We start from the raw sequence: 25363 nt of genomic DNA, 5'->3' as shown, positions 1-25363 counted from the left end.
AATTTGAAGCGCATAGGCCAAAAATTAGTTCATATTGATCTGTTCTTTATCTCAATAATTTTTAACCCATCATTTCCAATTTCATCAAAACCAAAGCAATCCTTTCTATATGTTGATAAGCCGGCTCATCCAGTTCTTCGCCAAAAACATCGGGGTCAATTTCTTCATAAGACCATTTTATATTTGAATAAGGGTTAAGCAGTTTTTGTAAGTGTTCTAAAAATGGATTACCGTTTGGTCTTATTGCGACACCCGTATATAAAAATAAGCATCCCTGAGCATTCAGACGTTGCATAGCTTGTTTTACGATATTAAATGATAACTCATTACCATCTAGCTCATTGCCCCCATGACGATATTGACGCTGATCTGGATCGATTAAATAAGGTGGATTGGCAAAAATAAGGTCAAACTGTCCTTTAATATTCGTAAATAAATTGCTGTAAACCGGAAGGATATGATTTAAACCTGCAAAACTCGCATTGATCTGGCTATACAACAATGCTTTCGGATTAAGATCGGCCACCATCATTTCATTAAATTCTGGAAAATGTTTGGCAATGCTAATCGCAGTAGCAGAAGTGCCACAGCACAATTCCAGACCTCGTTTGAAGGGTTGAGGTTTACCGGCCAAATACTGTTTTAAATGATAAACAAAGCGATAAGTATCCGGTCCAAAAAAAACCGCATCTTGTTGGACTGTTGGAAAACTCGAGTGAATAAACAATTGATCATCTAGGGAAGCGACTCGGACATGAGTGAACCACTGGCCATCTTGAAAACGGATAAGCTGATTTTTTTCTAAAATTGTAAAGAGGCTGGGTTCAAGATCCGTTTCTGCAAATGCTAAATTCCAGCCGAATATATCGCGGAGAGTAATATCTTTGTTTTTTGTATTGTTGTTTCGGTCCAGAATACGCTGATGGGAAAGAGGAGTGATTACTGTAAAGTGATAGTCTTTTTGTTTTAAATAATCCAATAAAAAAAGCAAGGCCTGCTGCTGCGTAGTCTCAACATCCAAAATTTGGTTCATATGGATTTTCTCTTCCTGATGATTAAGAAACAATTTAAGCTCTATAAATTTAAGCGCTATAGATGTTATTTAAGCCTTTCTAATGCAATGACCAAACCAGCCCTGATTCATTAACTCAAATTTCCATTTGATGATTTAAAAAATAAATAAGATTGATATTCTCTTAAAAGACAATTTATTTGGGTAAAAATATGATGTTTATTGGTTTGATTTTTACTTTTTATAAAAGTGGATTCAAAAAGATATAACGCTAATTTTTAGCGTGAATAGACGGTCAAATGTATTTTTAATATTTAATGTCTAAATCTCTGTTGAGATGATTATTGGACAATAATCATCTCAAGTCGGGAATTATCAATAGATAGGGTTAATTTTTCGCCTGGGGTAAATCAAACCAGATAAATTGGCTGTCTTCTAAGGCCTTAATCTCATTATTTTCTGCAAAAAGTAGCGCATCGCCTGCTTTCACCACTTGATCTTCAATCTGAATTGCACCTGAAATGACATGCACATAATTGACTTGCTGGGTCGCTTCAACAGCAAGCAGGTGATCTTTTTTCAAGACGGCAGTTTTTACTTCAGCCTGTTGGCGAATATGCATCGCTGCATTGTCATTTGGTCCAACAATTAAGTGCCACTGATTTGGCTGCTGATGCGGATTACACTGAATCTGTTGATAATTGGGTTCTGCATCTTGCACATCCGGGTGAATCCAAATTTGCAACATATGCACAGGGGTATCGCCATTGTTCATTTCGCTATGTTGAACTCCCGTACCTGCACTCATGAGTTGCCATTCACCCGCAGTAATCTGACGTTCATTGCCCATGCTGTCTTTATGTGAGATGGTGCCATCAAGTACACAGGTTAGGATTTCCATGTTTTCATGGGGATGGGTGCCAAACCCATGATGAGCAGCGATGGTGTCATCATTAATGACGCGAAGTACACTCACTCCCATATATTTTGGGTCATACCAGCTCCCAAAAGAAAAACTATGTTTGGTGTCTAGCCAGCCAGCTTGAACATGACCTCGATTTTCAGCATGATGTAAAAAAGCATTCATTTTTGATGCTCCTTATTATTTGAAATTAGCATAATAATAACGTGCTATAAAATTGATAAAAATAGTATAAAAGCGACATATCATTCTATTTATGCAACATTGAATTTTTATTGTTCATATTTATAATATGTAGACTGGATCACATTATGGGTAATTCAAAGATAAATGGCATTTTATTTTTTGTAAAAAAAAGCCCACATAAATGCAGGCTCTTTGATTATCACTACTTTGATTATTCTAGGAATTTAACGGTTACGCCAGATTTCACTTTTTTACCTAAGTCATTGGCATCCCAGTTGGTTAAACGGATACAACCATGCGATGCAGTTTTTGAAATTGCAGACGGGTTTGGTGTACCGTGAATACCGAATGATTTTTTACTTAAACCAATCCAGATGTTTCCAACAGGACCATTTGGACCCGGTGGCAGTGAAAGCGGTTTGGTATTTTTACCCTGCACAAAATTGCTTGGTGAATAGCTATACCAAGGATTTGGTGCTACGCCAGTGACTTTATAAGTCCCGGTCGGAGATGGGGTATCCGAGCTACCAATGGTGGCAGGGAAGGAACCAATCATCTGGTTGCGGTTGTTAAACAAGTACAGTTGTTTGGCACCTTTATGCGCAACGATCAGATGAATATCTTCTGGTACTTCATTGCGGATGTTGGCGACAATGATTTTCTCACCCGCTTTCTTGAAAGTTGCTTTAGGATTTAACTTTTTCAAAAAGTCTTCATCCATATGAAACTTTTCACTCAACATTTCGGTGACACGCGTGTAATACAGACCTTTCATTTTTGCCTGTAATGCATAATCGCGAGGAATAGATGCGGCATAAGGACCTTTCAGGTCAGCATCGGTAACGGTGTATTCAATAAATGCAGGTTTAGAACCTTGTTTAGCAACTAAAGCATCCCATGTTTCCTGGGTCAAAGTTCCTGTAGGTTTAATACCGCTGATTTGCTGGAAGGATGCAATCGCTTTCAGGGTGTTTTTACCACTTGAACCGTCAATCGCACCCGGTGAAGCATGGGCATTATTTAACATGACATGGGCACGCGCATAGACAGGGAACTGGCCTTTACCGATATTTTCATACCATTGGGCCTGGTTCATGCCATCTAATGTCCATGAGGCTTTGGCTGCTGCAGCACTGTTATTGGTGGTGCTTGGTGTTTTTGTGGTCGGTGAAACGCCAATCGCAGCATTATCATCTTCACTATTTTCAAGATCTTCTAAGGTTTTCGATGCCTTATTCAAGTCTCGCTGTTCTTGTTGTGTAATATGGGCTTCAGTGCTTTGAGCGCTTGATGCCGCTTCGGTTGCAAGTGGATCAATCGGATCCTGAACTGCAGTATCAGCAATCTTTTGGGGATTTAAAGGCTGTTCAGCAGTAGATGCGGCAAACGCTGTACCCGCAAAAATGCAACTTAAACTCATAGCGAGTAATGTGCGAACGAACATGGAATTCAACCTTAAAAAATATTCATTAACAATTTGATAAAACTACACAAGTATTGCAGAAAAAATGAGGAGATGCAGTAGTTGTTTTGTGTAAAAATTATTTTACATTTCCCATGATTGATTTTTAGATGCGAGAGAAGTTACTAAATTTTCTGGGTTTTTGCTATGATGGTTCGAAGACTAAAAATGAGATGGGAAAGTAAATGACGACGCTAAAAAACGATCGTTTTCTGCGGGCCTTATTGCGTGAGCCGGTAGATACCACACCAGTTTGGATGATGCGTCAAGCCGGGCGTTATTTGCCTGAATATCGCGCAACACGTGCCAAGGCAGGTGATTTCCTTTCCTTATGCAAAAATAATGATTTTGCATGCGAAGTCACTTTGCAACCTTTGCGTCGTTATGACTTGGACGCCGCGATTCTATTTTCAGATATTTTAACTGTACCGGATGCTTTGGGGCTAGGCCTGTATTTTGAAGCAGGTGAAGGTCCAAAGTTCCATAAAACCATTCGTACCGAACAAGATGTCGCGAATTTACCCAACTTTAATGCCAAATCTGATTTAGATTATGTGATGAATGCAGTAAGCACCATTCGTTCGGCATTAGGCGGTCAAGTGCCATTGATTGGTTTTTCCGGCAGTCCGTGGACGCTTGCAACCTATATGGTTGAAGGGGGATCCAGCAAGGATTTCCGTTATACCAAACAGATGATGTATGCCCAACCTGAAGTATTACATGCCTTGCTTGATCGATTGGCCATTGCCGTGATTGATTATCTAAATGCGCAAATTGATGCCGGTGCACAAGCCATTCAGATTTTTGACAGTTGGGGTGGGGCACTTGCTCACCGTGAATATGTCGAATTTTCATTAAACTACATGCAGAAAATTGTTGCCGGTTTAAAACGTGAAAATGAAGGCCGTAAAGTGCCGGTGATTTTATTTACCAAAGGTGGCGGTCAGTGGATCGAGCCGATGCTGGCAACGGGTGCAGACGCCTTAGGTCTGGATTGGACTACACCATTGAATGTAGCCCGTCAAACGGTCAATGGCCGTGCTGCTTTGCAAGGTAACCTGGATCCAGCCACTTTATATGGCACACCAGCATCCATTGCAAAAGCCACCAAAGCCATGCTGGATGATGCTTATGCAGGCGGTGAAAAGACCGGTTATATCGCCAACTTAGGTCATGGTATTACCCAATGGGTCGATCCTGCGAATCCTAAAGTATTTATTGATACGGTGCATGAATATAGCGCCAAATATCTTTAAGTACATGTGAGTAAACTCATTTTTTAGGATTCAACCTTGATCAGTCTTTTTAAATCATGTTTTGAGTTCTCATTTAAGGCAGCTTCGGCTGCCTTATTTGGGATTTTACTGCTGATTGCTTTTGTACTTACCGCCTCTATGGGCAGCCAAGAGTTTTATGGCTTTTTTCGCTATGACTATTTGTTGTTTTATGCCCTCATTATCCAAGTTTGCTTGCTGTATTTAAAGCTGGAATCATGGTCAGAAGCCAAAGTCATTGCCTTGTTTCATATCATGGCAATGGTGATGGAAATTTTCCTGACGCATCCGCAAATTGCTTCATGGCAGTATCCACAGCCCGCAGTATTTAGAATATTGACCGTGCCATTATTCGCCGGATTTATGTATTCGGCAGTGGGGAGTTTTTTTGCCCGCTCATTAAGGCTGTATCAGGTGTCGTTCGAGAAGCTGCCTAGTTTTCCCAATATGATTGTTTTGGCCGTACTCTCCTATATTAATTTTATGAGTAAATTTTTTGTTCCAGATATACGTTTTCTGCTGTTTGCCTGGAGTGTCATCATTTTCTGGAAAACTAAAATTCACTTTCAGCTACAACAGCATCAAATCCAGCTCCCGATGTTACCTGTGCTTGCAATTTTAGCGTTCATCATTTGGATTGCAGAAAACATCAGTACCTTTTACAAAATCTGGCTCTATCCAAGTCAGGTCGATGCCTGGCATATGGTCGGTTGGGGCAAGCTGGGTTCTTGGTATCTACTGTTATTGCTGAGTCTGGTTCTGGTGCTGAAAATTTTAGGCACACGACATTCCGAAGGCAACTGGACGCTTAAAAATCATTAGAACAGCAGGTATTTATCGTTAGCTAAAGCATACATTTTTTCCATTGCACCGCACTTGACTTCCCGCTAATCTGCTAAGTGTGTAATTTAAATTACATGACTAGAGTAATAACAAGATTGCATGAGAATAATTGGAGAATAAGCATGTTGAAAAAAATAATGCTGGCCGCTGTACTGGTCACAGGTTCAGGTATGGCCATGGCCGATAATGATGTCGGTTGTGGTATTGGTAGTCAAGTATGGGAAGGTCAGTCCGGTATCATTCCTAAACTTCTGGCAGGTACAACCAACGTTCTTTTCACTAACCAATGGATCGGGATTACTTTTGGTACTTTAGGATGTAGTCAAGGCGGAAGAGTCACCGCTCAGGTGGTTACTTTCACCAATGAAAATTCCGAAACTCTCGCGCGCGACATGTCGGTAGGTGAGGGTGAAAGCCTGAATGTGCTGGCTGAATTGCTCAATATCAAAGCTGAAGATAAACCACGTTTCTTTGCGGTATCCAAGCAGAATTTTTCTGAAATTTATTCTGATAAAAATCAGGATACTCTTCAAGTATTAAGCTCTCTACAAACTGTTATGGCGAAAGATGATGTATTAAAAGCTTACATCTAAGCCCATGTCTGAAAACCCTGTCACCCCGGCAGGGTTTTCTTATGAATACAAGAATTAAAGAGAATAAGATTACTGAATGAAATATGCCCTTTTACTGCTTGGTCTGACCTGTACCCATTTAAGTCATGCAACCGAAATAAAGCCGGACATCCAGACCTATCTAGATCTGGCTGAGACGAAACAGCTGGATCAGGCGCGTACCTGGCAACGTCTCATGTATGCCAATGCACAAGGTAAAAGCGAGGTTGACTATGCAGGTTATTTTCTGGCCGAGCACGGATCAATCGACCTTAAAAAGGAAATGCAGCAGAATATACAGGCTTTATTTACGGCAGCAGAACCGAATCAATCGATACGGTGTAAATTTCCGGCACGCAGTCACTGGCTGATGCAGCAACTGAACCTGTCTGAACAGCAATTACCCGCCGTGAGCTGCCCTGAGTTTGAACAGTGGATCGGTCAGGTCAAACCTTATAAAGCTACCCTGATCTATGCCACAGATTTCATGGGCAATCCCAGCTCGATGTTTGGTCATACCTTATTGCGTCTGGATCCAAAAGATCAGCAGCAGTTAAACCTGATTTCCTATGCAGTCAACTATGCCGCTACAGTAAATAGTAATGACAACTGGTCTTTTGCCTGGAAAGGTCTAACCGGACAATATCTCGGTGAATATTCCCTGATGCCTTATTATCGTAAGGTTAAGGAATATGGCGACTTTGAAAGCCGTGATTTATGGGAATATGAGCTGAATTTAAATCCGGAAGAAACGCAGTTTCTGGTTCAGCATCTGTGGGAAATGCAGAAAGTCAGTTTCCCTTATTATTTTATCAATGATAACTGTGCTTACCGTTTGCTCGGGCTTTTTGATCTGGCACGTCCCGAGCTGAATCTTCAGCAACAGTTCAACGCTGCGGCTATTCCCATAGAAACCCTGAAAGTTGCTGAACAGCAAGGTCTGATCAAGAGCAAAATATATCGACCTGCTCTGGAAACACAATTATTGGCGCAGGCTAGACAGCACGGCAAAACTTTAGCTAAAACTGCCCATCAGGTGGCATACGCAAACACAGATACTCTGCCTTCAATGCTACAGAAGTTTTCGGTGCAAGATCAGGCTAAAATTCTGGAAATGGCCTATGATCATTTATATCTGGATTTTCTTAGACAAAAAGTGGATAAATCTTTTGCCCAGCCCCGTTTTCGTCAGTTACTGGGCCTAAGAAGCCAAATTGATATAGAAAAGCAGCGTAAACCGCCAGTACCTCCAGAAACAGATCCGACCCAGAGTCATAACGCACAGCATATTTCAATTCAGGCTGGGGAAATACAGGGTGAAAAATTTATCGAGCTTAATCACCGGCAGGCCTATCACGACTTGATAGATCCCCAGAGCGGTTTTCGTACCGGCACACAGCTGTTATTTTTCAATACTGCAATACAGTACCGTGAAGATGAGCTGAAATTCGAACAATTTGATCTGATGACAGTCAATTCCTATAACCCGATTACACCGTTTAAAACACCACTGAGTTGGGGTTTTAACTTGGGCTGGCAACAGGAAGCATTAGAGCACGATGGTCAGTTTAGTGAACACAAGCAACATGGCGTAGCCAATTTAAAAGTACAAATGGGCTATAGCTATGCCGATCAGGCACGTGAGCATTTATGTTATGCGCAGCTGCAAAACCATATTCAAGCCGGCAAGGCATTAGAGAATGGCTGGCGCGTTGGAATGGGGCCCACCATAGGCTGCCAAAATATCTGGTCAGATAAAATCAATAGCTTAATACAAGTAGAATTACCGTATTGGCATGACTCACAGCAATGGCAATTGAAACTGAATACCCAGTGGCAATATGTATTAAACCAGCAAAATGCCATTCGTTTCGATTGGCAATATCAGCAACAAGACAGCAAAGACTGGATGAAAACCAGTCTGGGATATGTGCGTTTCTTTTAGAGCAAATCATCTAATAAATGTAGGTTTTCGCTCATTATTTATATAAAACAACTATCAGTTAACACAGTATTTTTTGTAATCTTTTGTTATATTAATAACGTAATTTTCTCCCTTAAATTTTAAAGTTGTTGGAATCAAGTATATGAATACAGAGAGTATTGCCATGCTGGCGGAGCAATGGAAATCGATTTGTGATGGTTATTCTACAACTGATTTAAATGACACTTTTCAATTTATTCAAGCGCATTCCCAGACACTGGTTTATGAATTTTATAAAAATATGATGCAGGAAAAGGAAGCTTCATATTTTTTATCGGATGATATTGTTCAAAGCCGCTTGAAAGCCACGTTAAATCAGTGGTTAATCGATTGCTTTCAGGTACCGCTGCATCAGAACTTCGAACCGATTGTGCAAAAGCAGTTAATGGTCGGCAAAGTCCATGCACGTATCGGTATTCCATCCTGGTTAATCATGCGGGGGATCGGTGAAATTGAAAAAAAAGTCTTTGTACTTCAGGCAGCACAAGATCAAGAAAATAGTTTGCGCATGATCTCTTATATCGTACAGATATTGGGCTTTGCATCAGAAATTATGTGCCGCTCATATGAAGTCAATCTGGAAAAAAATAATGATATAAAACATACCTACCGTTTATTTTCCGCGATGCAGGATGTGGCTGCGCAAAAGGACAAGCAGCGCAGCTCATTATTAAACTGGGAAAATGAGCTGATGTTCAAGGTATTTTCCCATGAGCCGAAATTTACTCATCCCTTGTTGTCAAAATCTGAATTTGGCTTATGGTTTATCCATAAAGCCGCTTATGCATTTACCGGGTCGGAGCAGGTTAAGGCCATTGTTGATCGTATTTACCAGATTGATACGCTGAGTCAGCAGGTTTTAAATGCTGCCGAAAAAGATGAATCCATCCGGTTGATTCAGGATATTCGTGAAAAGAATAGAGAGATTCAGCATCTGGTCGATCAACTTTTTCAGGTGGCAGACTATATCGACTCGGGCAGTGATTCACTGACTCAATTGCTCAATCGCCGCTATCTCAATACCATTGTTTCGCGTGAAATTAATTTTTCGCGTAAAAATAATGTGCCGTTGTCTTTGCTGGCCATAGATGCAGATCACTTTAAACGGATTAATGATAAATTCGGGCATGCAGCAGGTGATTCGGCTTTACAGTTTATTGGTGAAGCATTGCTAGATTGCATTAAGGGCAGTGATTATGCTTTCCGTGTGGGTGGAGAAGAGTTTTTATTATTGCTGGTCGATAGCGATTTGATTCGTGCACAAGAGATTGCAGAACAGATCCGTAGCCGGATTCAGGAAACCACCATTGGCACCCGACCGGGCAGCAGCTTTAATTTTACTGTTAGTATTGGCTGTGCACTGTATGATGGCCATCCAGACTATCAGCGTTTTATAGATGCTGCAGATACTGCACTGTACGCAGCCAAGAATAGTGGCCGAAATCGTGTTTATTTGGCTAAAAACGAGTTAAGAAACTCAAACATTGATTTGACTGTACAGAGCTAATCAAGCACTAGGTATTCAACTGCTGAAGCCAGGCTTTGAATCTCTGTTTCTGTGCCATATATTCGGGATGGGCATGGGCTGCATCCTGTTTTTAAAAAATGCGATTTATATCTGCACCGACAAAATCGTTCTGTTGTAAATAGCCTAAGAAAAGCAGATAACTTTTTTCTCTAATCATCTGGGACAGATGGCGAGCGGAAGGAATGATTGGTGTAATGAAATCTAGTGAGCCAGTGAGTTCGCTACTGCTTTAAAATTACGTTATGCGACTCAGATGTTGTTATTTCCAGTAATTTGAATCCAGTAAGCTAGATACCATTACGGCCCATAATGTCATTAGGCAACGGCACAACCAATGTCATTTTTAACATTCGCGACACAGCCAATGTCATTTCCTGAAAAATGAATTCCGATCTGAGTGTTGCTATAGTACTAATACTTATCGAATAAATAAGAGAATTAAGTTTGTGCAATATACAAAAGAAAAAATAGTGAAAGCTCTATTACTTGCTCCTTTACCTTTACTTTTTTTCACAGCATTGCTGTTTATTATAATGAATCATGAATACAGTCTATATTCGATTTTCGTGGTTTTTGCGGGGCACGGTCTTGTTTACTTGGCTTATTGTATTTTGACTGTACCTTTTAGCTTCATGATCTCAGTTCTTTTAAATCATTATCGCATCCTCAACTTGCTAACCGTTTGTATAAGTTCTCTCATTATTGCTATGCCATTTTTTATTGTTTTTGGATGGAGTCATACCGGAGAGCTTTCTAAAGAATGGTGGAAAATCTATACCGATATACCCACCATTCTTCTGGCTCTATTTCCTGGCTTATGTTATTGGTTATTTTTGATAAAATTAAAACTTTAATAGTGATTTTTTATGAATGACAACTTATATGTCGCGTGACGAATTTTTATGAAAGTCCCAAAGAAGAAACCTGTAGACACAGATTTTAGACTTCAACCACGACAAAATATTTTCGAACTGCTTCAACCACTTCAAATTTTCCAGTAAAGCCGGGTGGAATAATGCCAGCATCACCCGCTTTAATTTCGACAAAACTCTGCGTGTTGGCTTCATGTAAACGTACCAGACCTTCAATCACCTGAAAGAATTCCTGTTTATTGACAGCAAATTGAATATTCCATGTACCCACTTCACAGGTCCAGATGCCACAGTTCATATTGGGATGCTCATATAAACTTTGGGTTATACGTTTAGGCTTGCCTGCAACCAGACGATCGGGACGGGGATAATCGATCGTGGATTCACTCTGAGTTAAACTGTGGCCTGCTAACCAAATCGATGACATGATTCCTCCTTGAAATTAAAAGTTTCATAAATACAATAGGTTAAATTCTACATAAAAAAGCCCCGAACAATCGGGGCTTTTCAAAATCTGAAGAATCTTAGAGGCTTTCTGGTAAAGCACTCAAAAACTCACGACGTTCTTCTTTATTGGTTTTAAAATCTCCAACAAAAGAAACCGTACGTGTGGTTGATTCCTGCTTGCCGACACCGCGCATCATCATACACATATGTGCAGAATCAATCATTACGGCAACACCACGTGCTTTAGTCACTTCAGCCACAGCTTCAGCAATTTGCTGAGTCAGATTTTCCTGGATTTGCAAACGGCGCGCAAACATTTCAGTAATGCGGGCAAATTTGGATAAACCTAAAACATTACCTTCCGGCAAATAAGCAATATGCACACGACCGTAGAAAGGTAATAAGTGATGTTCGCATAAAGAATAGAATTCAATATTCTTGACCAAAACCATTTCACGGTTGTCAGAAGGGAAGACCGCATTATTGGTCACTTCTTCTAAGGTTTTGCTATATCCAGACGTTAAATACGAAAAAGCTTTAGCAGCACGCATTGGCGTATCTTTTAGACCAGGACGATTAAGATCTTCACCAACGGCAGTCAGAATGTTGGTGTAGGATTGCTGCATAGACATAAGACGTGTTCACTTACACTGATATCGAACAAGGACGGCATTGTAGCAGAAAACCGCTACAATGCCCTGTTTTGAGGAAAAATTCCGCTTACTGTTTAAATTTAGGGTTCTTTTCTGCGCGTTTTAATAAAACCAAAACGGCACCCGTGCCACCTTGTTTTTCAGGCGCACTGACAAAGGCTAAAACATCACGGTGTTGACGCAGCCAGCCATTCACATAGGTTTTTAAAATGGCTTCTGGCCCTTTGCCGTGCACAATCTTAATGACATTTTGATTTTCATCTTTTGCCATCTGAATGATCTGTAACACTGCAGCTCGCGCATCTTCAACCGTACAACCATGCAGATCCACCGCTTCAAACCAGCGCAGGTTACCGGCTTTTAAATCTTCAAACACTTTGTGCTGCAGGGTGCCGATGCGGTAGCTTAATGTGGCTTGACTGGCAACAGGATTCAGCATGGCTTGTGTATCTGAAAGCTCTGCATTGTCGGTTTGCATCGGACCAGTGGCTGCTGCACGTTTTGCTAGAGTTTGCGCATCAATTTTTTTCTTCTTGTCCTTTTTAATCTTTGCAATATTGCTGGTGTCCATTTTTTTGACACCTTGCATGGATTTCTGGAACAAGTCGAAATCATCTTCCGGTTCTTGCTGGGCGGGAGCTTTAGGCTCAGGCTGTTTGGCAAGGGCAGTCGAATGCGGATTGGTGATTTGCTTTTTAAAGGCTTTCAGTAAGTCGAACTGACCTTTAGAAAGCGAAGAATCATGTTTACTCATAATCTTAATTATTCATTAAACAGTTTCAGGCTGACCAAATAATGCAGTAAATGCATGATCTGGACGAGGCTGTTTCATAAAACTTTCACCCACAAGGAAGGCATGAATGTCATGCTCTTGCATCATGTGGACATCATTTGGGGTGGCAATACCACTTTCAGTTACCAATAAACGTGAAGGCTCAAGCAATTTTTTCAAGCGTAGTGATGTGTTTAAATCGACATCAAAGGTTTTTAAATTACGGTTATTCACGCCTAACAGGCAACGCTCTGAAAGTCGAAGTGCACGTTCAAGCTCATGTTCATCATGCACTTCAACTAGTACATCTAAATTGTGTTCAAAAGCAGTTTTTGACATTTCTTCCAGTTGCTGGTCAGACAGGCACGCCACAATCAGAAGAATACAGTCGGCATGCAAGGCACGTGCTTCAATTACACCATAAGGATCGATCAAGAAATCCTTACGCAGCGCAGGAAGGGCACAGTGTGAACGAGCAATGGCGATATTTTCATCTGCACCCTGGAAAAAGTCTACATCCGTCAGTACCGATAAACAGGCGGCACCCGCTTGCTCATATTGCTGTGCAATTTCAGCTGGATTAAAATTTTCACGAATCACGCCTTTAGAAGGAGATGCTTTTTTAATTTCAGCAATCACTCCCGGACGTTTGCCTAACAGGCTTTGGGCAAAGCCACGTACAGGTGTTGCTACCTGCGCGAGTTCTTCAACATCCTTTAAGCTATGTTGTTTTAAACGCGCAGCAAATTCTACCTGTTTACGGTCAACAATTTTACCTAAAATCGTATTTGCGATATCGAGCATGACAATATTTCCTTTATAGCCTTAAGCTTCGTATTCTTTGAGGGTTTTGGTGAATTCAGACAAAACGCTCATTTTTTCTAAAGCTTGTCCACCGTAAATAATGTCATGTGCCAGTGCCACGCCTTGCTTATAGCTGGTGGTTAAACCGGATACATAAATGCCTGCACCTGCATTGAGTGCAATCATGTTGGCCGCTTTTTCACCTTTAGCCGATTTTTTCTTGCCCAAAGCATCTTTAATTAAAGCCAGGCTTTCAGTGGAATCTTCAACCATTAAACCGGTCAAAGTCTGTGATTCAATGTCGACATCTTCAGGGTTAATCATCCATTCCGTGATTTCGCCATTTTTGAGTTCAGCGACATAGGTTGAAGATGCCAGGCTGATTTCATCTAGACCATCTTTGGAATGCACCACCATCACATGCTCAGCACCGAGTTGTTTCATCACTTCGGCAATCGGGCGGCACAGTTCATTCGAGAATACACCCAGTACAAAACGCTGTACTCCAGCCGGATTAGTTAATGGGCCAAGCAAGTTGAAAATACTGCGAATACCCAATTCACGACGTGGACCGATTGCATATTTCATGGCCTTGTGATGATTTGGTGCAAACAGGAAACCGACCCCCATTTCACGAATACAACGTTCAGTTTGCTGCATATTCAGGTTCAGGTTAATGCCGGCTTTTTCCAGCAAGTCAGATGAACCTGATTTTGAAGACACACCACGGTTACCGTGCTTGGCAATGGTTGCACCGGCAGCAGCAATCACAAAACTGGATGCCGTAGAGACATTAAACAGGTTTTGACCGTCACCGCCGGTACCGACGATATCGACCAGATGTGGAATATCGCTGACATCAATTTTAATCGCAAATTCACGCATTACACGTGCAGCAGCAGTAATTTCGTCAATGCTTTCGCCTTTTAAACGCAAGCCCATCATTAGCGCCCCGATTTGCGCATCGGTTGCTTCACCGGACATGATGCTGCGCATCACATCTTCCATTTGCGGCTGAGTCAGGTGAATCTGTTTGGTAATGTTATTTAAAGCTTGTTGAATATTCATTGTGTTCACTATGCATAAATTTCTAAAAAGTTCTGGAAGATTTGATGACCATGCTGGCTCAAAATTGATTCAGGGTGGAACTGCACGCCCTCGACGGCCAATGTCTTATGTTTTACACCCATAATTTCTTCCATGCTGCCATCGGCTTCATTGGTCCAGCAGGTGACTTCCAAACAATCGGGTACGGTCGCCTGATCAATCACCAGTGAATGATATCGCGTTGCCGAAAATGGAGAGGGTAGATCGCTAAAAATCCCTTGGTTGCTGTGATACATATCGGACAAACGACCGTGCATGACGTTCTTTGCGCGAATAATATTCCCACCAAAAGCCTGGCCAATAGCTTGATGACCTAAACACACGCCAAGCAATGGAATTTTGCCGGCAAAGTGCTGAATCGCGGGAATCGAAATTCCTGCTTCACTTGGTGAACACGGGCCAGGGCCAATCACCAAATACTTGGGTTGCCATCGCTCGATATCTTCCAATGTCACGGCATCATTACGGACTACTTTTACCTCTTGATTTAACTCGCCAAAATATTGGACGATGTTATAGGTAAAAGAGTCATAATTGTCGATCATTAAAAGCATGAGCTAACCTATTGAAAATTACGCACTTAAATGTGCTCGAATAGTCCAGGAATACTCACATGATTGCTGTTTTTACTGACTTGCTTGATATAAAGCAGGCTAAGTAAAACAAGTCAAAAATGGAGTGCGAATAATCATAGCAAAAAATAAGCATTTTCTGCTGAACTATTTCTATGATAATGATTTTAGAGGAATCGCAGGATGAGAATAAGCTGATTTATTTACACTTTATATTGAATCAAATTCATCGATATTTATTTCAATGCTTGAAAGCAACTTTAAATAATATGAAGGCTTTATTTAGATTTAAAAGTAATGAATGAGTTGAGAAAGTTGAATTTAAGTAATAGGCTAACTATAAGTAAGTATAATTACATTCATATTGGATTAGTTGAAGCTGAGCTTCATAAAGGAGCATTAAAAGCAGGAAATAATATTTCGCAATTATCACCAAAATGGCGCAAGGTCTTTCTTTATCCAATTACTGAAAAAATCTGCGGGTTAAATTGGGTAAATTATAAAATGATGAAAAAATAATGAGATAACAGTACCTAAAATTTAAATTTATAAGAGCGGTTAAAATTCAATAGTTGAAATATTAAGCATTAAAATCATCAACATGGTTGAAAATTTATTTTTAAGTATTTATTTTAATCGCAGGTGATGATTATTAAGCCAAATAATGAGAAAAAAAGATCATTTACTATTTAATAAAAATAAATTCGCACCATTTTGATACAATGAAAATGGCTTTTTAAGCAAAAGTAATGAAGAGTGTTTGAATATGGTGCATTTACATTTACACACAGTATAATAGTCTCAAACTAAAGTATCTAAATCTTCTATTCTGATAAAGAATTCAATATTTTATCTTTATTTTTTAAAGTTGGTATGAGATTTGCTTAATAACTGCCAACTACTAACACGCACTTAGCAGGTGCAACAAAAAATCATCGGAGCACAATGAGCATGGCGAACAAGGTCCTTCAACTCATCCAAGAAAGTGGCGCAAAATGGGTCGATTTTCGCTTTACTGATACTAAGGGTAAAGAGCAACATGTAACTTACCCAGCAGATACGATTGACGAAGATACATTTGAAGACGGTAAAATGTTTGATGGTTCTTCAATCGCCGGTTGGAAAGGCATCGAAGCATCTGACATGATTTTACGTCCAGATGCTGCAACATGCTTCCTTGACCCGTTCTTTGCTGAAGCAACGGTTGTTGTCACTTGTGACGTGATTGAGCCTTCAACTGGCCAAGGTTACGACCGTGACCCACGTTCAATTGCTCGCCGTGCAGAAGAATATTTAAAATCTACGGGTATTGGTGATACTGCATTCTTCGGCCCGGAACCAGAATTCTTCGTTTTTGACGAAGTAAAATGGGAAATCGATATGTCTGGCGCGCGCCATACATTAATCGCCGAAGAAGCTGCTTGGTCTACAAACAAAGACTACGAAGGCGGTAACTCTGGTCACCGTCCACGTGTTAAAGGTGGTTACTTCCCAGTTCCTCCTGTAGATTCTTCACATGATATGCGTGCAGAAATGTGTGCGAAAATCGAAGACATCATGGGCCCTGGCCGTGTAGAAGTACATCACCACGAAGTTGCATCTTGCCAGTTAGAAATTGGTGTGAGCTTCAATACCATGGTTCGTAAAGCGGACGAAGTTCAACAGTTCAAATATGCGGTTTGGAACGTTGCGCACCAATATGCAAAAACTGCAACCTTTATGCCTAAACCAATGGTTGGCGATAATGGTTCTGGTATGCACGTTCACATGTCTATCTCTAAAGATGGCAAGAACCTGTTTGCTGGTGATGAATATGCAGGCTTGTCAGAAATGGCGCTTTACTTCATTGGCGGTGTGATCAAACATGCTCGTTCATTGAATGCAATCACAAACCCTTCTACAAACTCGTACAAGCGTTTGGTTCCGCATTATGAAGCGCCGATTATGCTTGCTTACTCAGCACGTAACCGTTCAGCTTCGATTCGTATTCCTTACGTTTCTAGCCCTAAAGGCAAGCGTATTGAAGCACGTTTCCCAGATCCAATGATGAACCCGTACTTAGGTTTTGCAGCATTATTGATGGCTGGTCTTGACGGTATTCAAAACAAGATCCACCCAGGTGAAGCTGCTGATAAAAACTTGTATGATCTTCCTCCTGAAGAAGAAGCGAAAATCCCAACAGTTGCTCATAACCTAGAAATGGCGCTTGAAGCACTTGAAGCTGATCATGACTACTTGTTAAAAGGTGGCGTGTTCACTAAAGAAATGCTTAATGCCTATATCGAACTTAAAACTGAAGAAGTACGTCGTCTTAACACGACTACTCACCCAGTTGAGTTTGACATGTACTACAGCCTATAATTCGTACGCGAATTTAAGCTTTAAAAACCCGCTCATGTAGCGGGTTTTTTTTGTATCATTGTTTTTGAAACTCATTATTGTAAATATTATGGCGCAACGTAAAAAACACACCAGTTTTTATCCATGGATTGATCCTAAAGATCATGACAAAGGCTTTAAAATGAATTTTTCTGCCGTGACCTATGTAGAAGTTGGACGCACTGTGGAAGGCTATAAACAAGCTGAATTTGTGGCATTAAAAAATCCAGAAATGGCACTCGATTTTGACTATCCACAAAGTTTTTATTTGAGTGCTGAAGGTTTTATTTTGATTAAAACCCCGCAAGGCAAATATGAAGTGATTGCCAAAACAGATAACTGTTAATCGCATTTGATTGGATATGATGGGGAAAGGGTGATGGCTGAGTTAACTCGGTTATTGCCCACATGATGTATGTATGAGATTAAAATTGATCAACTTAAACGAGCAGGGGACGTATGCAAAACAAGCGAGCATGTAAACGACAGGATAAACAGATTCCTGCTGAATTACGTGAATGGCTGTATGCATCGGGTTCACTCACGCAGCAACTGACAGATTTAGCGGATGGAGAATTTAAAGTACAGCCCATCCAGGAGCATTTTTTGCGTTTAAGCTTTGCAGACAGCCAGTGGATGAATATGCCGCATCAGCATACCTCATGGGTGCGTGAAAGCTATTTATACGGCTGTGAAGCGCAGCCTTGGGTCAAAGCAAAAAGTATCTTTCCGATTTTAAGCCTGCAATCCCGTGCACGGATCTTTCAGCATATTGGTAAAAAGCCGATTGGCTGGTTCTTGTTTCAACGCACCAATCCACATTGCGAGCGCCGTGTGATTCTGCTTGAAGATGGCTGGACACGGCAAAGTTGCTATACTTGGCATGGTTGTAAATTTATTGTTCAAGAGACTTTTTTAGCTGCATTTGAACAATTTATTCAGCAAAATACTTCACAATAAAATATTTAACAGAAATCGGGTTAAGGGACAGTCATGGACACTGCGCAACAAACTACATGGCGTGAGCGTTTAGCAGCGTATTACTATTTATGTCGTTTTGATAAGCCCATTGGCACAGAGTTGGTGTTTTGGCCAACCATGTGGGCATTGTGGATTGCAACCAAGGGCATTCCTGACTTAAAAATACTGTTGTTGATGATCTTGGGTGTGGTTTTTATGCGTGCAGCGGGCTGTGCCATAAATGACTTTGCAGACCGTAAAGTAGATGGGGCGGTTGCCAGAACCAAAGATCGGCCTTTAGCGACGGGTGTGATTAAGCCCATAGAAGCCATCTGGGTGTTTTTGATTCTGGTTGCTGCTAGTGCTTGCCTGTTGTTCTTCTTACCGATAGAAAGCTTTTACTGGTCATTTGGAGCGTTGTTTTTAGCATTTATATATCCCTTTATGAAGCGCTATACCAACTTGCCTCAGCTTTTTTTAGGTGCGGCATTTTCATGGTCCATTCCGATGGCCTATACCGCAGTCGGGCAAACCCCTGATCTGACCTGTTGGCTTTTATACTTTGGTAATTTGGCTTGGACAGTGGCCTACGATACGCAATACGCCATAACCGACCGCGAATACGATTTAAAAATCGGGGTGAAATCAACAGCGATTTTATTCGGAAAATATGACATCGAAATCATCTCGCTATTACAGGCAGTAAGTGTGCTGCTGATAGGTGCAGCTTTGTTCCGAGAGGCTTTACTTGTACCTTTTGGATTAATGGCTTTGCTTGTGGTGGTGGCTGACTTTCTTTATCAGTGGACAAAAACCAGGAACAGAAATCCGCAACTCTGCTTTTGGGCATTTCGTCATAACCGTTGGGTGGGGCTGATTATTTTTGCTGGAATCTTTATTGCACTGCTTTAATGATGAGCTGGTCTGAAAGTTGAATTTTATAAAAAGCATCTACTAAATTATATTTAGCCAGATGCTTTTTTATGCTTGATTAAAATGTCATGGTGCGGACATACAGCAAAATAAAAAAAAGGTGCATGAGATTCGAATAACAAAACAAGTAGTTGTGCAAATTATCCCATCTATCACAAGCATAGTGAACTGTATTTGGAAAGTGCGAGTTTTTCTCAGATTAAACTGGATTTCATTGCACGGATTGTTTTAGCGTTGATTACGCTACCTTTAGTGGTTTGGCTATTTAGAAATAGACTTTCATAAATAGCTTGTTAAAGAATATCTTTATGCAGTTGTTTGACATTTGGAATTTCAGTGTAGCGTAATACGCGATATCCCGCTTCATGCAGCATATGGTCGCGAAATCTATCTTCTTCAACTTTGTATAAATGGGTTGGGTCATCTAACTCAATAATTACTAAAACTTGTAGTGATTCATTGAGTAAAACGAAGTCGGTCACTTTGCGATTGAACTGATTGCGAATTTTAAGATTATGACTGGTAATTAGCGCACTAAAGGCAACTTGTGCCAAGACATGATATTGCGGAAAGGCTTCTTTTAAACGAACGTACATTCTGCATTCATAAGGCGTAATGACACGTTTGGGATAAAACTTCTTTTTGGTTTTGAAATATTGCTGAGCACACAGGATGATCAATGCAAGACTGGCAATAATACCAATCACAAGAAAGGTGGATGAACTTGAATTAAACACGATACGAATCTACAGATAAGAAAAAACCCACTCAAGTAGAGTGGGTTTTAGAATTTGGCTCTCCAACCTGGGCTCGAACCAGGGACCTGCGGATTAACAGTCCGTCGCTCTACCGACTGAGCTATTGGAGAATCTGATACGCATTCTATGTATCTAAGCTGAAGGGGTCAAGGGCTTATGCTTAAAAAAACCATGAAAATGAATTGAATGTTTTAAAAATAAACTTATTGCTTATTATTTAAGTGATTTTATGAGGTCTATATAATTTTCTTTACTTTGTAAGGGGTGTGCTTTACGGCATTCGTTGATCAATTGCATCAGCTCGGCTTGGGTAAGCTCAGGCTTGAGCTGTTGTTGAATGTGTTTTAAAACCTCTGGGTTCTTTTGGGGTAAATTACGGGTGCAATGAAATAAGCGTTCATACATGAGCGCGGAAGCCTGCTTTTTATTTTCAGAATTTTGACTGCATTGAAACACTGCGAACATGACAACAATCAAAATAATCCAAAAAATGAGAGATTTTAACCAGGTTGCATTCATAGCGGCTTATTAAAATATTTTTATTAGAATTAACATAACTAAATTTTAATAAGCGAACAATAGATAGGGGAATGATCTAGGATTTAAATCAAGCGTGCTGATGAAAGATAACAGATTAAAAGTATCTGTCGCATAAGAAGTAAATGGAAATTTGGCAGATAAAAAAAGCCCACTTCATGATGAGTGGGCTTTTTAGAATCTGGCTCTTCCACCTGGGCTCGAACCAGGGACCTGCGGATTAACAGTCCGTCGCTCTACCAACTGAGCTATGGAAGAATAGATGGCTCTCCAACCTGGGCTCGAACCAGGGACCTGCGGATTAACAGTCCGTCGCTCTACCGACTGAGCTATTGGAGAATCTGATGCGCATTTTAGGGATGAAAAGCTAAGCCGTCAACACGTAAATATAAACAAATGAATCATTTGCCTTATAATTATGCAGATATGCCCTAAAAATAAAAAAACCACCCATAAAGGGTGGTTTTTTATGCGTAAATAAAATTTATTTTAAATCTTATTTTTCAACACCAGCTTCTTGGCCAGCATATTTCGCATTTGCATAATCCCAGTTTACCAAGCTTTCTAGGAAAGTTTTGATGTAAGCAGGACGTGCATTACGGTAGTCGATGTAATAAGCATGTTCCCAAACGTCAATTGTCAACACTGCAACTTTGCCGTGAGCAAGTGGAGTATCAGCATTTGAAGTTTTAAGAATAGATAAGTTGCCATTTACTTCGTCAGCAACCAACCAAGCCCAGCCTGAACCGAATTGAGTTGTTGCAGCAACCGCAAATTCTTCAGCAAATTTTTCGTAAGAACCGAAAGCTTCATCAATTTTAGCAGCTAAAGCACCAGTCGCTTTACCACCACCGTTTTTAGTCATACAGTTCCAGTAGAATGTATGGTTCCAAACTTGAGCAGCGTTATTGAAAACACCCGCTTTAGAGGTATCACCAGCAACAGCTTTAATGATTTCTTCTAAAGTTTTACCTTCAAGGTCAGTACCTTTGATCAGGTTATTCAAGTTTACAACGTAAGTGTTGTGATGTTTGTCGTGATGGTATTCTAAAGTTTCTTTGCTGATGTGTGGAGCAAGATCTTCGTAACCGTATGGAAGTGCCGGTAAAGTAATCGTTGTCATGTTTTCAATTCCTTGCGTTTTGCTGGGTTTTGACATTAAGTGGCCTTATTGTAATGGATTCTTTGCCTAAATTGCGCATTGCTTATAAATAACAATACAGAATAAAGCCTGAATTTATACGTATAAAGAAAATGTCAAACCTTTAAATTAAGATCAGGGTTTGTTGACACTTCATCTATGTTTGCGACAAGCATATTTTTTAGCTGATATGAGGCACGGAGCAGGATTTTTAGTCACTCTAAATGACTGCTTCGTAACGATGGAGCAGCAAAAAATATGCTCGTCCCATAGGGCTGTGGCTAAAATTATCTCAGATTTCGTTATGAAACTTGAAAATAGTCACGCTATTATCTTCGTTTCATGCCTCATCTGCTCAATTTTAGCCTACAGCGCAAGCCATTTATGAAATGTAAACAGACCCTAAATCGGATTGTTTAATTCGAAGTAACTATACTCAATATCGAACTGTTCTGAAATAGCTTTTGCAAGGCGTTGTACGCCATAACGCTCGGTTGCATGATGTCCGCACGCGTAATAATGCACATTCAATTCTTTGGCTTCATAATAGGTACGCTCACTGACTTCACCAGAAATATAAGCATCACAATTTTGCTCCGCTGCTTTGCCAATATAATCTTGTGCACCACCAGTACAGAAACCGATTTTTTGGATTGAAGTTTTAGCAGCAGGAAGATGAATGGCATTAAAATCTAAACGCTGCGACACATACAACTTAAACTCTTCAGCAGACACAGGCTGTTTTAAATAACCAATATTACCAATCGGGTTGCGTTCGCCTGGATCTAAGGCTTCAATATTTTCTAAGGCTAAAATATCTGCAATCGCTGCATTATTACCTAAAGTCGGGTGACTATCTAAAGGTAAATGATAACCGACCAGTGAAATATCATGCTGAATGAGGCTTTTGATGCGTTTACCGCGCATGCCGGTAATCGGGTAGGGTTCGCCTTTCCAGAAGTAGCCGTGATGGACCAGCAGCAAATCTGCACCTTGTTCAATCGCAGCTTCAATTGCATCTTGCGATGCAGTTACCGCACACAATATTTTATTTACATCAGGTTTACCTTCAATTTGCAGACCATTTGGTGCATAGTCTTTAAATTCGTGTGATTTCAGGGTTTGGTTGCACCACTGAATAATTTCATTGAGCTTTGCCATAAATTTCTCAAAAGCCTAAATATTTAACATCATCAAAACACATTTTGAATTGTAACTAAAGCATGACAAAACTCTTGCGCTATTTTTATGTTTCCTGCTGTATTTCATTTTACAATGGCGCATAAATTACTTAGTCATCAACGAATTAAAATATTGTTAGAGGAAATTAACGTGCGTCGCACATTTACATGGTTACCTTGGATTTTACTCATTTTGGTCACGCTCGGTTTTCTTGCATGGCAACAATACCAGCAGCCTAAAGCACCTGTTGCGGCTGATGGCGTAAAAATGCCGGTAGAAAAAGTAGAGCCTTTAGTCAGTACCTCAAGAACAGGCGGTGTTGATTCTTACAATGCTGCTGTTAAAGTTGCTGCGCCTGCGGTGGTGAATATTTTCACCACACAAAAAGTGAAGCAAACTGAACATCCTTTGTTAAATGATCCTGCATTTCGTGAGTTTTTTGGTGATCAGGTACCGGATCAATTCGGTCAGGAACAAAATGAAAATAGCCTGGGCTCGGGTGTTATTGTTCGTGCGGATGGTTATATCCTGACCAACAATCATGTGATTGCGCAGGCTGATCAAATTGTGGTTGGATTAAATGACGGGCGTCGCGCTGTCGCAAAAATTATTGGCACAGATCCAGATTCAGATCTTGCCGTGATTAAGATTGAACTCGACAAGCTTCCTGTTTTGCCATTTAAACTGAGTGGTAATGAAGTAGGAGATGTGGTTCTTGCCATTGGTAATCCGTTTGGTGTGGGGCAAACCGTGACTCAGGGGATCATTTCTGCGACCAATCGTTCAGACTTAGGCATCAATACCTATGAGGACTTTATTCAAACCGATGCTGCGATTAATCCAGGTAATTCGGGTGGTGCACTGATTGATGTTGCGGGTAATTTGATTGGTGTGAACACGGCTATTTTCTCTCAATCTGGAGGATCGCTAGGTATTGGTTTTGCCATTCCTGCGAAAGTCTGTCAGCAAATCCTGAATTCAATTTTGAAAGATGGTCGCGTGGTTCGTGGCTGGTTGGGAATCAGCCTGATGCCGGTGCAACAGGAAAACATTCTTGAACCTAAGCAAACGGGTGTTGTGGTGGCAGATGTGCTTCCTCAAGGTCCTGCAGCTAAGGCGGGAATTCAAAAAGGCGACAAGATTATTCAGGTCAATGGCGAGCCGATTACCTCTGCTTCACACTTGATTAATTATGTTGCTTTGCAAGCCCCAAATAGCACCGTCAAAATTGAAGTGGTTCGAAATGATAAACCATTAACCCTGAATGTAGTGGTGAGTGAGCGTAAGGCACAGAATAATGCTTCGCAATATATCCCTTTACCTCAGCAATAAAACAATCTTTATCCATCCAATGTTGAGATAGGATAAATAAGGAAAAAGCGCATTTAGATCAAGCCCCTCTGAAAACGTGTTGATTTTTGGAGGGGCTTTATTTTTATGGATTTAAAAATACATATAACTTCAATTATTTATGTTGGTTTTATTGTTGAATTCTTTATTGAATATTTGCGGATTAATTTAAGTGATGTTTCATTCTGCCTTTATCCATACCCCTTGTTCACTTACAAAGAAAGTATGAGTATCAGCAACTTCAATATTATATACCGTAGTGGTAACAGGACCTTCACCTTCAGCCCACTCTATGCCAGAAGCCTCTTGCCAAAACCCATGTCTAAAGCCATAAAATTCTGCATGATCACGGTGTTCTACCGGGGTTTGTGCTAATAATTTCTCACGCCAATTTGAATCTTCAATAAATAATTTTCTAAAGACTGGATCATAGCTACCATAATTTAAAAACTCCCCAGTTTCTAAATTAATGAAACAACCACTATTTGTATCACTGTTAAAATCAGGAATGTAACCGGTATCTTTTTGATCAGTTCTAAATACAACATCAATTTTACGATTTTCCGACATTCCTCCTCTAAAATAAGCATGCGTGCCGTCTTTTAGTAATATATAGTCCTTAGGTTCTAATTCATTAGCAGCTAACCATCCTTTATCTTTTACCCATAATGGATGGTTGTCAGTACATAGCATATTGACATAAAGCTTTGGATTACGTCTTTCACTGAAACGCAATGAGTCTACAAAACTTGGCGTGAATCTTGAAAAATAGACTGGGACATTTTCAGTCACAATTGTTCTTAAAACGGGTTTATAAACCAGTTCACCTTCATGGTTATTCTGGTCTTTAGACAAGACCAGATCCCCGACTTTAATATCACTAATCTTTACCAAGCCCTTATCCGTGTGAACTAATGTCCCTCCGGTAATGCCCCCCGCAAATAATTGGACTTAAAAGTAGAAAATCGAATACCCTTGATTTAAGGAGATTTTCTATGAAAATATCTAAATATTCAGACAGCTTAATTATGAGTATTTTGAAACAAGCTGAAGCAGGAACACCTGTTCCAAACC

At 40.4% G+C, this 25363-nt stretch carries 25 protein-coding genes, 3 tRNA genes and 1 pseudogene; 12 read left to right on the top strand and 17 right to left on the bottom strand.

Going from position 1 to position 25363, the window contains the following annotated elements:
* Window positions 1-61: 61 nt before the first annotated feature.
* The 3 genes from E0H81_RS02445 to E0H81_RS02435 form a co-directional block, all read right to left on the bottom strand.
* Window positions 62-1033 carry a methyltransferase gene (locus E0H81_RS02445; protein WP_131316256.1) on the bottom strand — a complete coding sequence of 324 codons (972 nt, stop codon included), beginning with the start codon at window positions 1031-1033 and terminating at the stop codon, window positions 62-64.
* A gap of 367 nt (window positions 1034-1400) precedes the next feature.
* Window positions 1401-2099 carry a pirin family protein gene (locus E0H81_RS02440; RefSeq protein WP_131316254.1) on the bottom strand — a complete coding sequence of 233 codons (699 nt, stop codon included), beginning with the start codon at window positions 2097-2099 and terminating at the stop codon, window positions 1401-1403.
* 232 nt (window positions 2100-2331) lie between these two features.
* On the bottom strand, window positions 2332-3564 hold the full coding sequence (locus tag E0H81_RS02435) for a L,D-transpeptidase family protein (protein WP_131316252.1): 1233 nt from the start codon (window positions 3562-3564) through the stop codon (window positions 2332-2334).
* A 203-nt stretch (window positions 3565-3767) separates the two neighbouring features.
* On the opposite strand from E0H81_RS02435, the gene hemE reads away from it, so the two are divergent.
* The 6 genes from hemE to E0H81_RS16070 all read left to right on the top strand — a co-directional run bounded on the left by hemE (window position 3768) and on the right by E0H81_RS16070 (window position 10676).
* Window positions 3768-4838: a uroporphyrinogen decarboxylase gene (hemE, locus tag E0H81_RS02430; protein WP_131316250.1), complete on the top strand. Its 1071-nt coding sequence runs from the start codon at window positions 3768-3770 to the stop codon at window positions 4836-4838.
* Between the two features lie 39 nt (window positions 4839-4877).
* On the top strand, window positions 4878-5678 hold the full coding sequence (locus E0H81_RS02425; RefSeq protein ID WP_171458563.1) for a DUF817 domain-containing protein: 801 nt from the start codon (window positions 4878-4880) through the stop codon (window positions 5676-5678).
* A 143-nt stretch (window positions 5679-5821) separates the two neighbouring features.
* On the top strand, window positions 5822-6292 hold the full coding sequence (locus E0H81_RS02420; RefSeq protein ID WP_131316246.1) for a DUF3015 family protein: 471 nt from the start codon (window positions 5822-5824) through the stop codon (window positions 6290-6292).
* A gap of 76 nt (window positions 6293-6368) precedes the next feature.
* Window positions 6369-8255 carry an Lnb N-terminal periplasmic domain-containing protein gene (locus tag E0H81_RS02415; RefSeq protein WP_131316244.1) on the top strand — a complete coding sequence of 629 codons (1887 nt, stop codon included), beginning with the start codon at window positions 6369-6371 and terminating at the stop codon, window positions 8253-8255.
* Window positions 8256-8397: 142 nt separating this feature from the next.
* Window positions 8398-9801, top strand: a complete 1404-nt coding sequence (locus E0H81_RS02410) for a diguanylate cyclase (protein ID WP_131316242.1) — start codon at window positions 8398-8400, stop codon at window positions 9799-9801.
* A gap of 467 nt (window positions 9802-10268) precedes the next feature.
* Window positions 10269-10676, top strand: a complete 408-nt coding sequence (locus tag E0H81_RS16070) for a hypothetical protein (protein ID WP_131316240.1) — start codon at window positions 10269-10271, stop codon at window positions 10674-10676.
* Between the two features lie 85 nt (window positions 10677-10761).
* Here the strand turns inward: E0H81_RS16070 and E0H81_RS02400 are convergent, their stop codons facing one another.
* The 6 genes from E0H81_RS02400 to E0H81_RS02375 form a co-directional block, all read right to left on the bottom strand.
* Window positions 10762-11121 carry a cupin domain-containing protein gene (locus tag E0H81_RS02400; RefSeq protein ID WP_131316238.1) on the bottom strand — a complete coding sequence of 120 codons (360 nt, stop codon included), beginning with the start codon at window positions 11119-11121 and terminating at the stop codon, window positions 10762-10764.
* A gap of 97 nt (window positions 11122-11218) precedes the next feature.
* Window positions 11219-11767 carry a GTP cyclohydrolase I FolE gene (gene folE / locus E0H81_RS02395; protein ID WP_171458472.1) on the bottom strand — a complete coding sequence of 183 codons (549 nt, stop codon included), beginning with the start codon at window positions 11765-11767 and terminating at the stop codon, window positions 11219-11221.
* A 94-nt stretch (window positions 11768-11861) separates the two neighbouring features.
* A complete protein-coding gene (locus tag E0H81_RS02390; protein WP_131316236.1) occupies window positions 11862-12548 on the bottom strand; it encodes a Smr/MutS family protein in 687 nt (228 codons plus the stop codon).
* Window positions 12549-12563: 15 nt separating this feature from the next.
* The gene (gene trpC / locus E0H81_RS02385) at window positions 12564-13370 is read right to left on the bottom strand and encodes an indole-3-glycerol phosphate synthase TrpC (protein WP_131316234.1); all 807 of its coding nucleotides are present in this window, start codon (window positions 13368-13370) and stop codon (window positions 12564-12566) included.
* 21 nt (window positions 13371-13391) lie between these two features.
* Entirely contained in the window at window positions 13392-14438 is a 1047-nt protein-coding gene (trpD, locus tag E0H81_RS02380) for an anthranilate phosphoribosyltransferase (RefSeq protein WP_131316232.1), read from the bottom strand.
* A gap of 8 nt (window positions 14439-14446) precedes the next feature.
* The gene (locus E0H81_RS02375; protein WP_131316230.1) at window positions 14447-15031 is read right to left on the bottom strand and encodes an anthranilate synthase component II; all 585 of its coding nucleotides are present in this window, start codon (window positions 15029-15031) and stop codon (window positions 14447-14449) included.
* 963 nt (window positions 15032-15994) lie between these two features.
* Here E0H81_RS02375 and glnA point away from each other — a divergent pair.
* The 5 genes and pseudogenes from glnA to E0H81_RS16065 all read left to right on the top strand — a co-directional run.
* Window positions 15995-17410, top strand: coding sequence for a type I glutamate--ammonia ligase (gene glnA / locus E0H81_RS02370; protein WP_171458561.1), 1416 nt, complete (start codon window positions 15995-15997; stop codon window positions 17408-17410).
* A gap of 88 nt (window positions 17411-17498) precedes the next feature.
* Entirely contained in the window at window positions 17499-17774 is a 276-nt protein-coding gene (locus tag E0H81_RS02365) for a hypothetical protein (RefSeq protein ID WP_131316227.1), read from the top strand.
* 113 nt (window positions 17775-17887) lie between these two features.
* A complete protein-coding gene (locus E0H81_RS02360; protein WP_131316225.1) occupies window positions 17888-18388 on the top strand; it encodes a chorismate--pyruvate lyase family protein in 501 nt (166 codons plus the stop codon).
* A gap of 33 nt (window positions 18389-18421) precedes the next feature.
* Window positions 18422-19300: a 4-hydroxybenzoate octaprenyltransferase gene (gene ubiA / locus E0H81_RS02355; protein WP_131316222.1), complete on the top strand. Its 879-nt coding sequence runs from the start codon at window positions 18422-18424 to the stop codon at window positions 19298-19300.
* A 189-nt stretch (window positions 19301-19489) separates the two neighbouring features.
* Window positions 19490-19606 (top strand): annotated as a pseudogene (locus tag E0H81_RS16065) (ABC transporter permease); the annotation flags it as partial.
* 8 nt (window positions 19607-19614) lie between these two features.
* Here the strand turns inward: E0H81_RS16065 and E0H81_RS02350 are convergent.
* From E0H81_RS02350 to E0H81_RS02320, 7 genes are all read right to left on the bottom strand, one after another.
* On the bottom strand, window positions 19615-20058 hold the full coding sequence (locus E0H81_RS02350) for a DUF2726 domain-containing protein (RefSeq protein WP_131316220.1): 444 nt from the start codon (window positions 20056-20058) through the stop codon (window positions 19615-19617).
* 55 nt (window positions 20059-20113) lie between these two features.
* Window positions 20114-20189: transfer RNA gene (locus tag E0H81_RS02345), tRNA-Asn, on the bottom strand.
* A 103-nt stretch (window positions 20190-20292) separates the two neighbouring features.
* Complete coding sequence (locus E0H81_RS02340) at window positions 20293-20544, bottom strand: hypothetical protein (RefSeq protein ID WP_228139732.1); 252 nt, start codon at window positions 20542-20544, stop codon at window positions 20293-20295.
* A gap of 254 nt (window positions 20545-20798) precedes the next feature.
* A tRNA-Asn gene (locus E0H81_RS02335) sits at window positions 20799-20874 on the bottom strand.
* Window positions 20875-20879: 5 nt separating this feature from the next.
* Window positions 20880-20955 (bottom strand) — tRNA-Asn (locus E0H81_RS02330).
* Window positions 20956-21112: 157 nt separating this feature from the next.
* Complete coding sequence (locus E0H81_RS02325) at window positions 21113-21739, bottom strand: superoxide dismutase SodB (protein WP_131316218.1); 627 nt, start codon at window positions 21737-21739, stop codon at window positions 21113-21115.
* A 420-nt stretch (window positions 21740-22159) separates the two neighbouring features.
* A complete protein-coding gene (locus E0H81_RS02320; protein ID WP_131316216.1) occupies window positions 22160-22918 on the bottom strand; it encodes a Nif3-like dinuclear metal center hexameric protein in 759 nt (252 codons plus the stop codon).
* Between the two features lie 171 nt (window positions 22919-23089).
* Here E0H81_RS02320 and E0H81_RS02315 point away from each other — a divergent pair, with 171 nt between their 5' ends.
* On the top strand, window positions 23090-24271 hold the full coding sequence (locus tag E0H81_RS02315) for a trypsin-like peptidase domain-containing protein (RefSeq protein ID WP_131316214.1): 1182 nt from the start codon (window positions 23090-23092) through the stop codon (window positions 24269-24271).
* 198 nt (window positions 24272-24469) lie between these two features.
* Here the strand turns inward: E0H81_RS02315 and E0H81_RS02310 are convergent, their stop codons facing one another.
* Window positions 24470-25144: a hypothetical protein gene (locus E0H81_RS02310; protein WP_165492575.1), complete on the bottom strand. Its 675-nt coding sequence runs from the start codon at window positions 25142-25144 to the stop codon at window positions 24470-24472.
* Window positions 25145-25363 lie beyond the last annotated feature (219 nt).

Origin of the sequence: Acinetobacter terrestris (genome assembly GCF_004331155.1) — a bacterium.
GTDB classification, from domain to species: Bacteria; Pseudomonadota; Gammaproteobacteria; order Pseudomonadales; family Moraxellaceae; genus Acinetobacter; species Acinetobacter terrestris.
The sequence above is the reverse complement of the archived record's forward strand: the minus strand, read 5'-3'. Positions and strand labels throughout refer to the sequence as shown.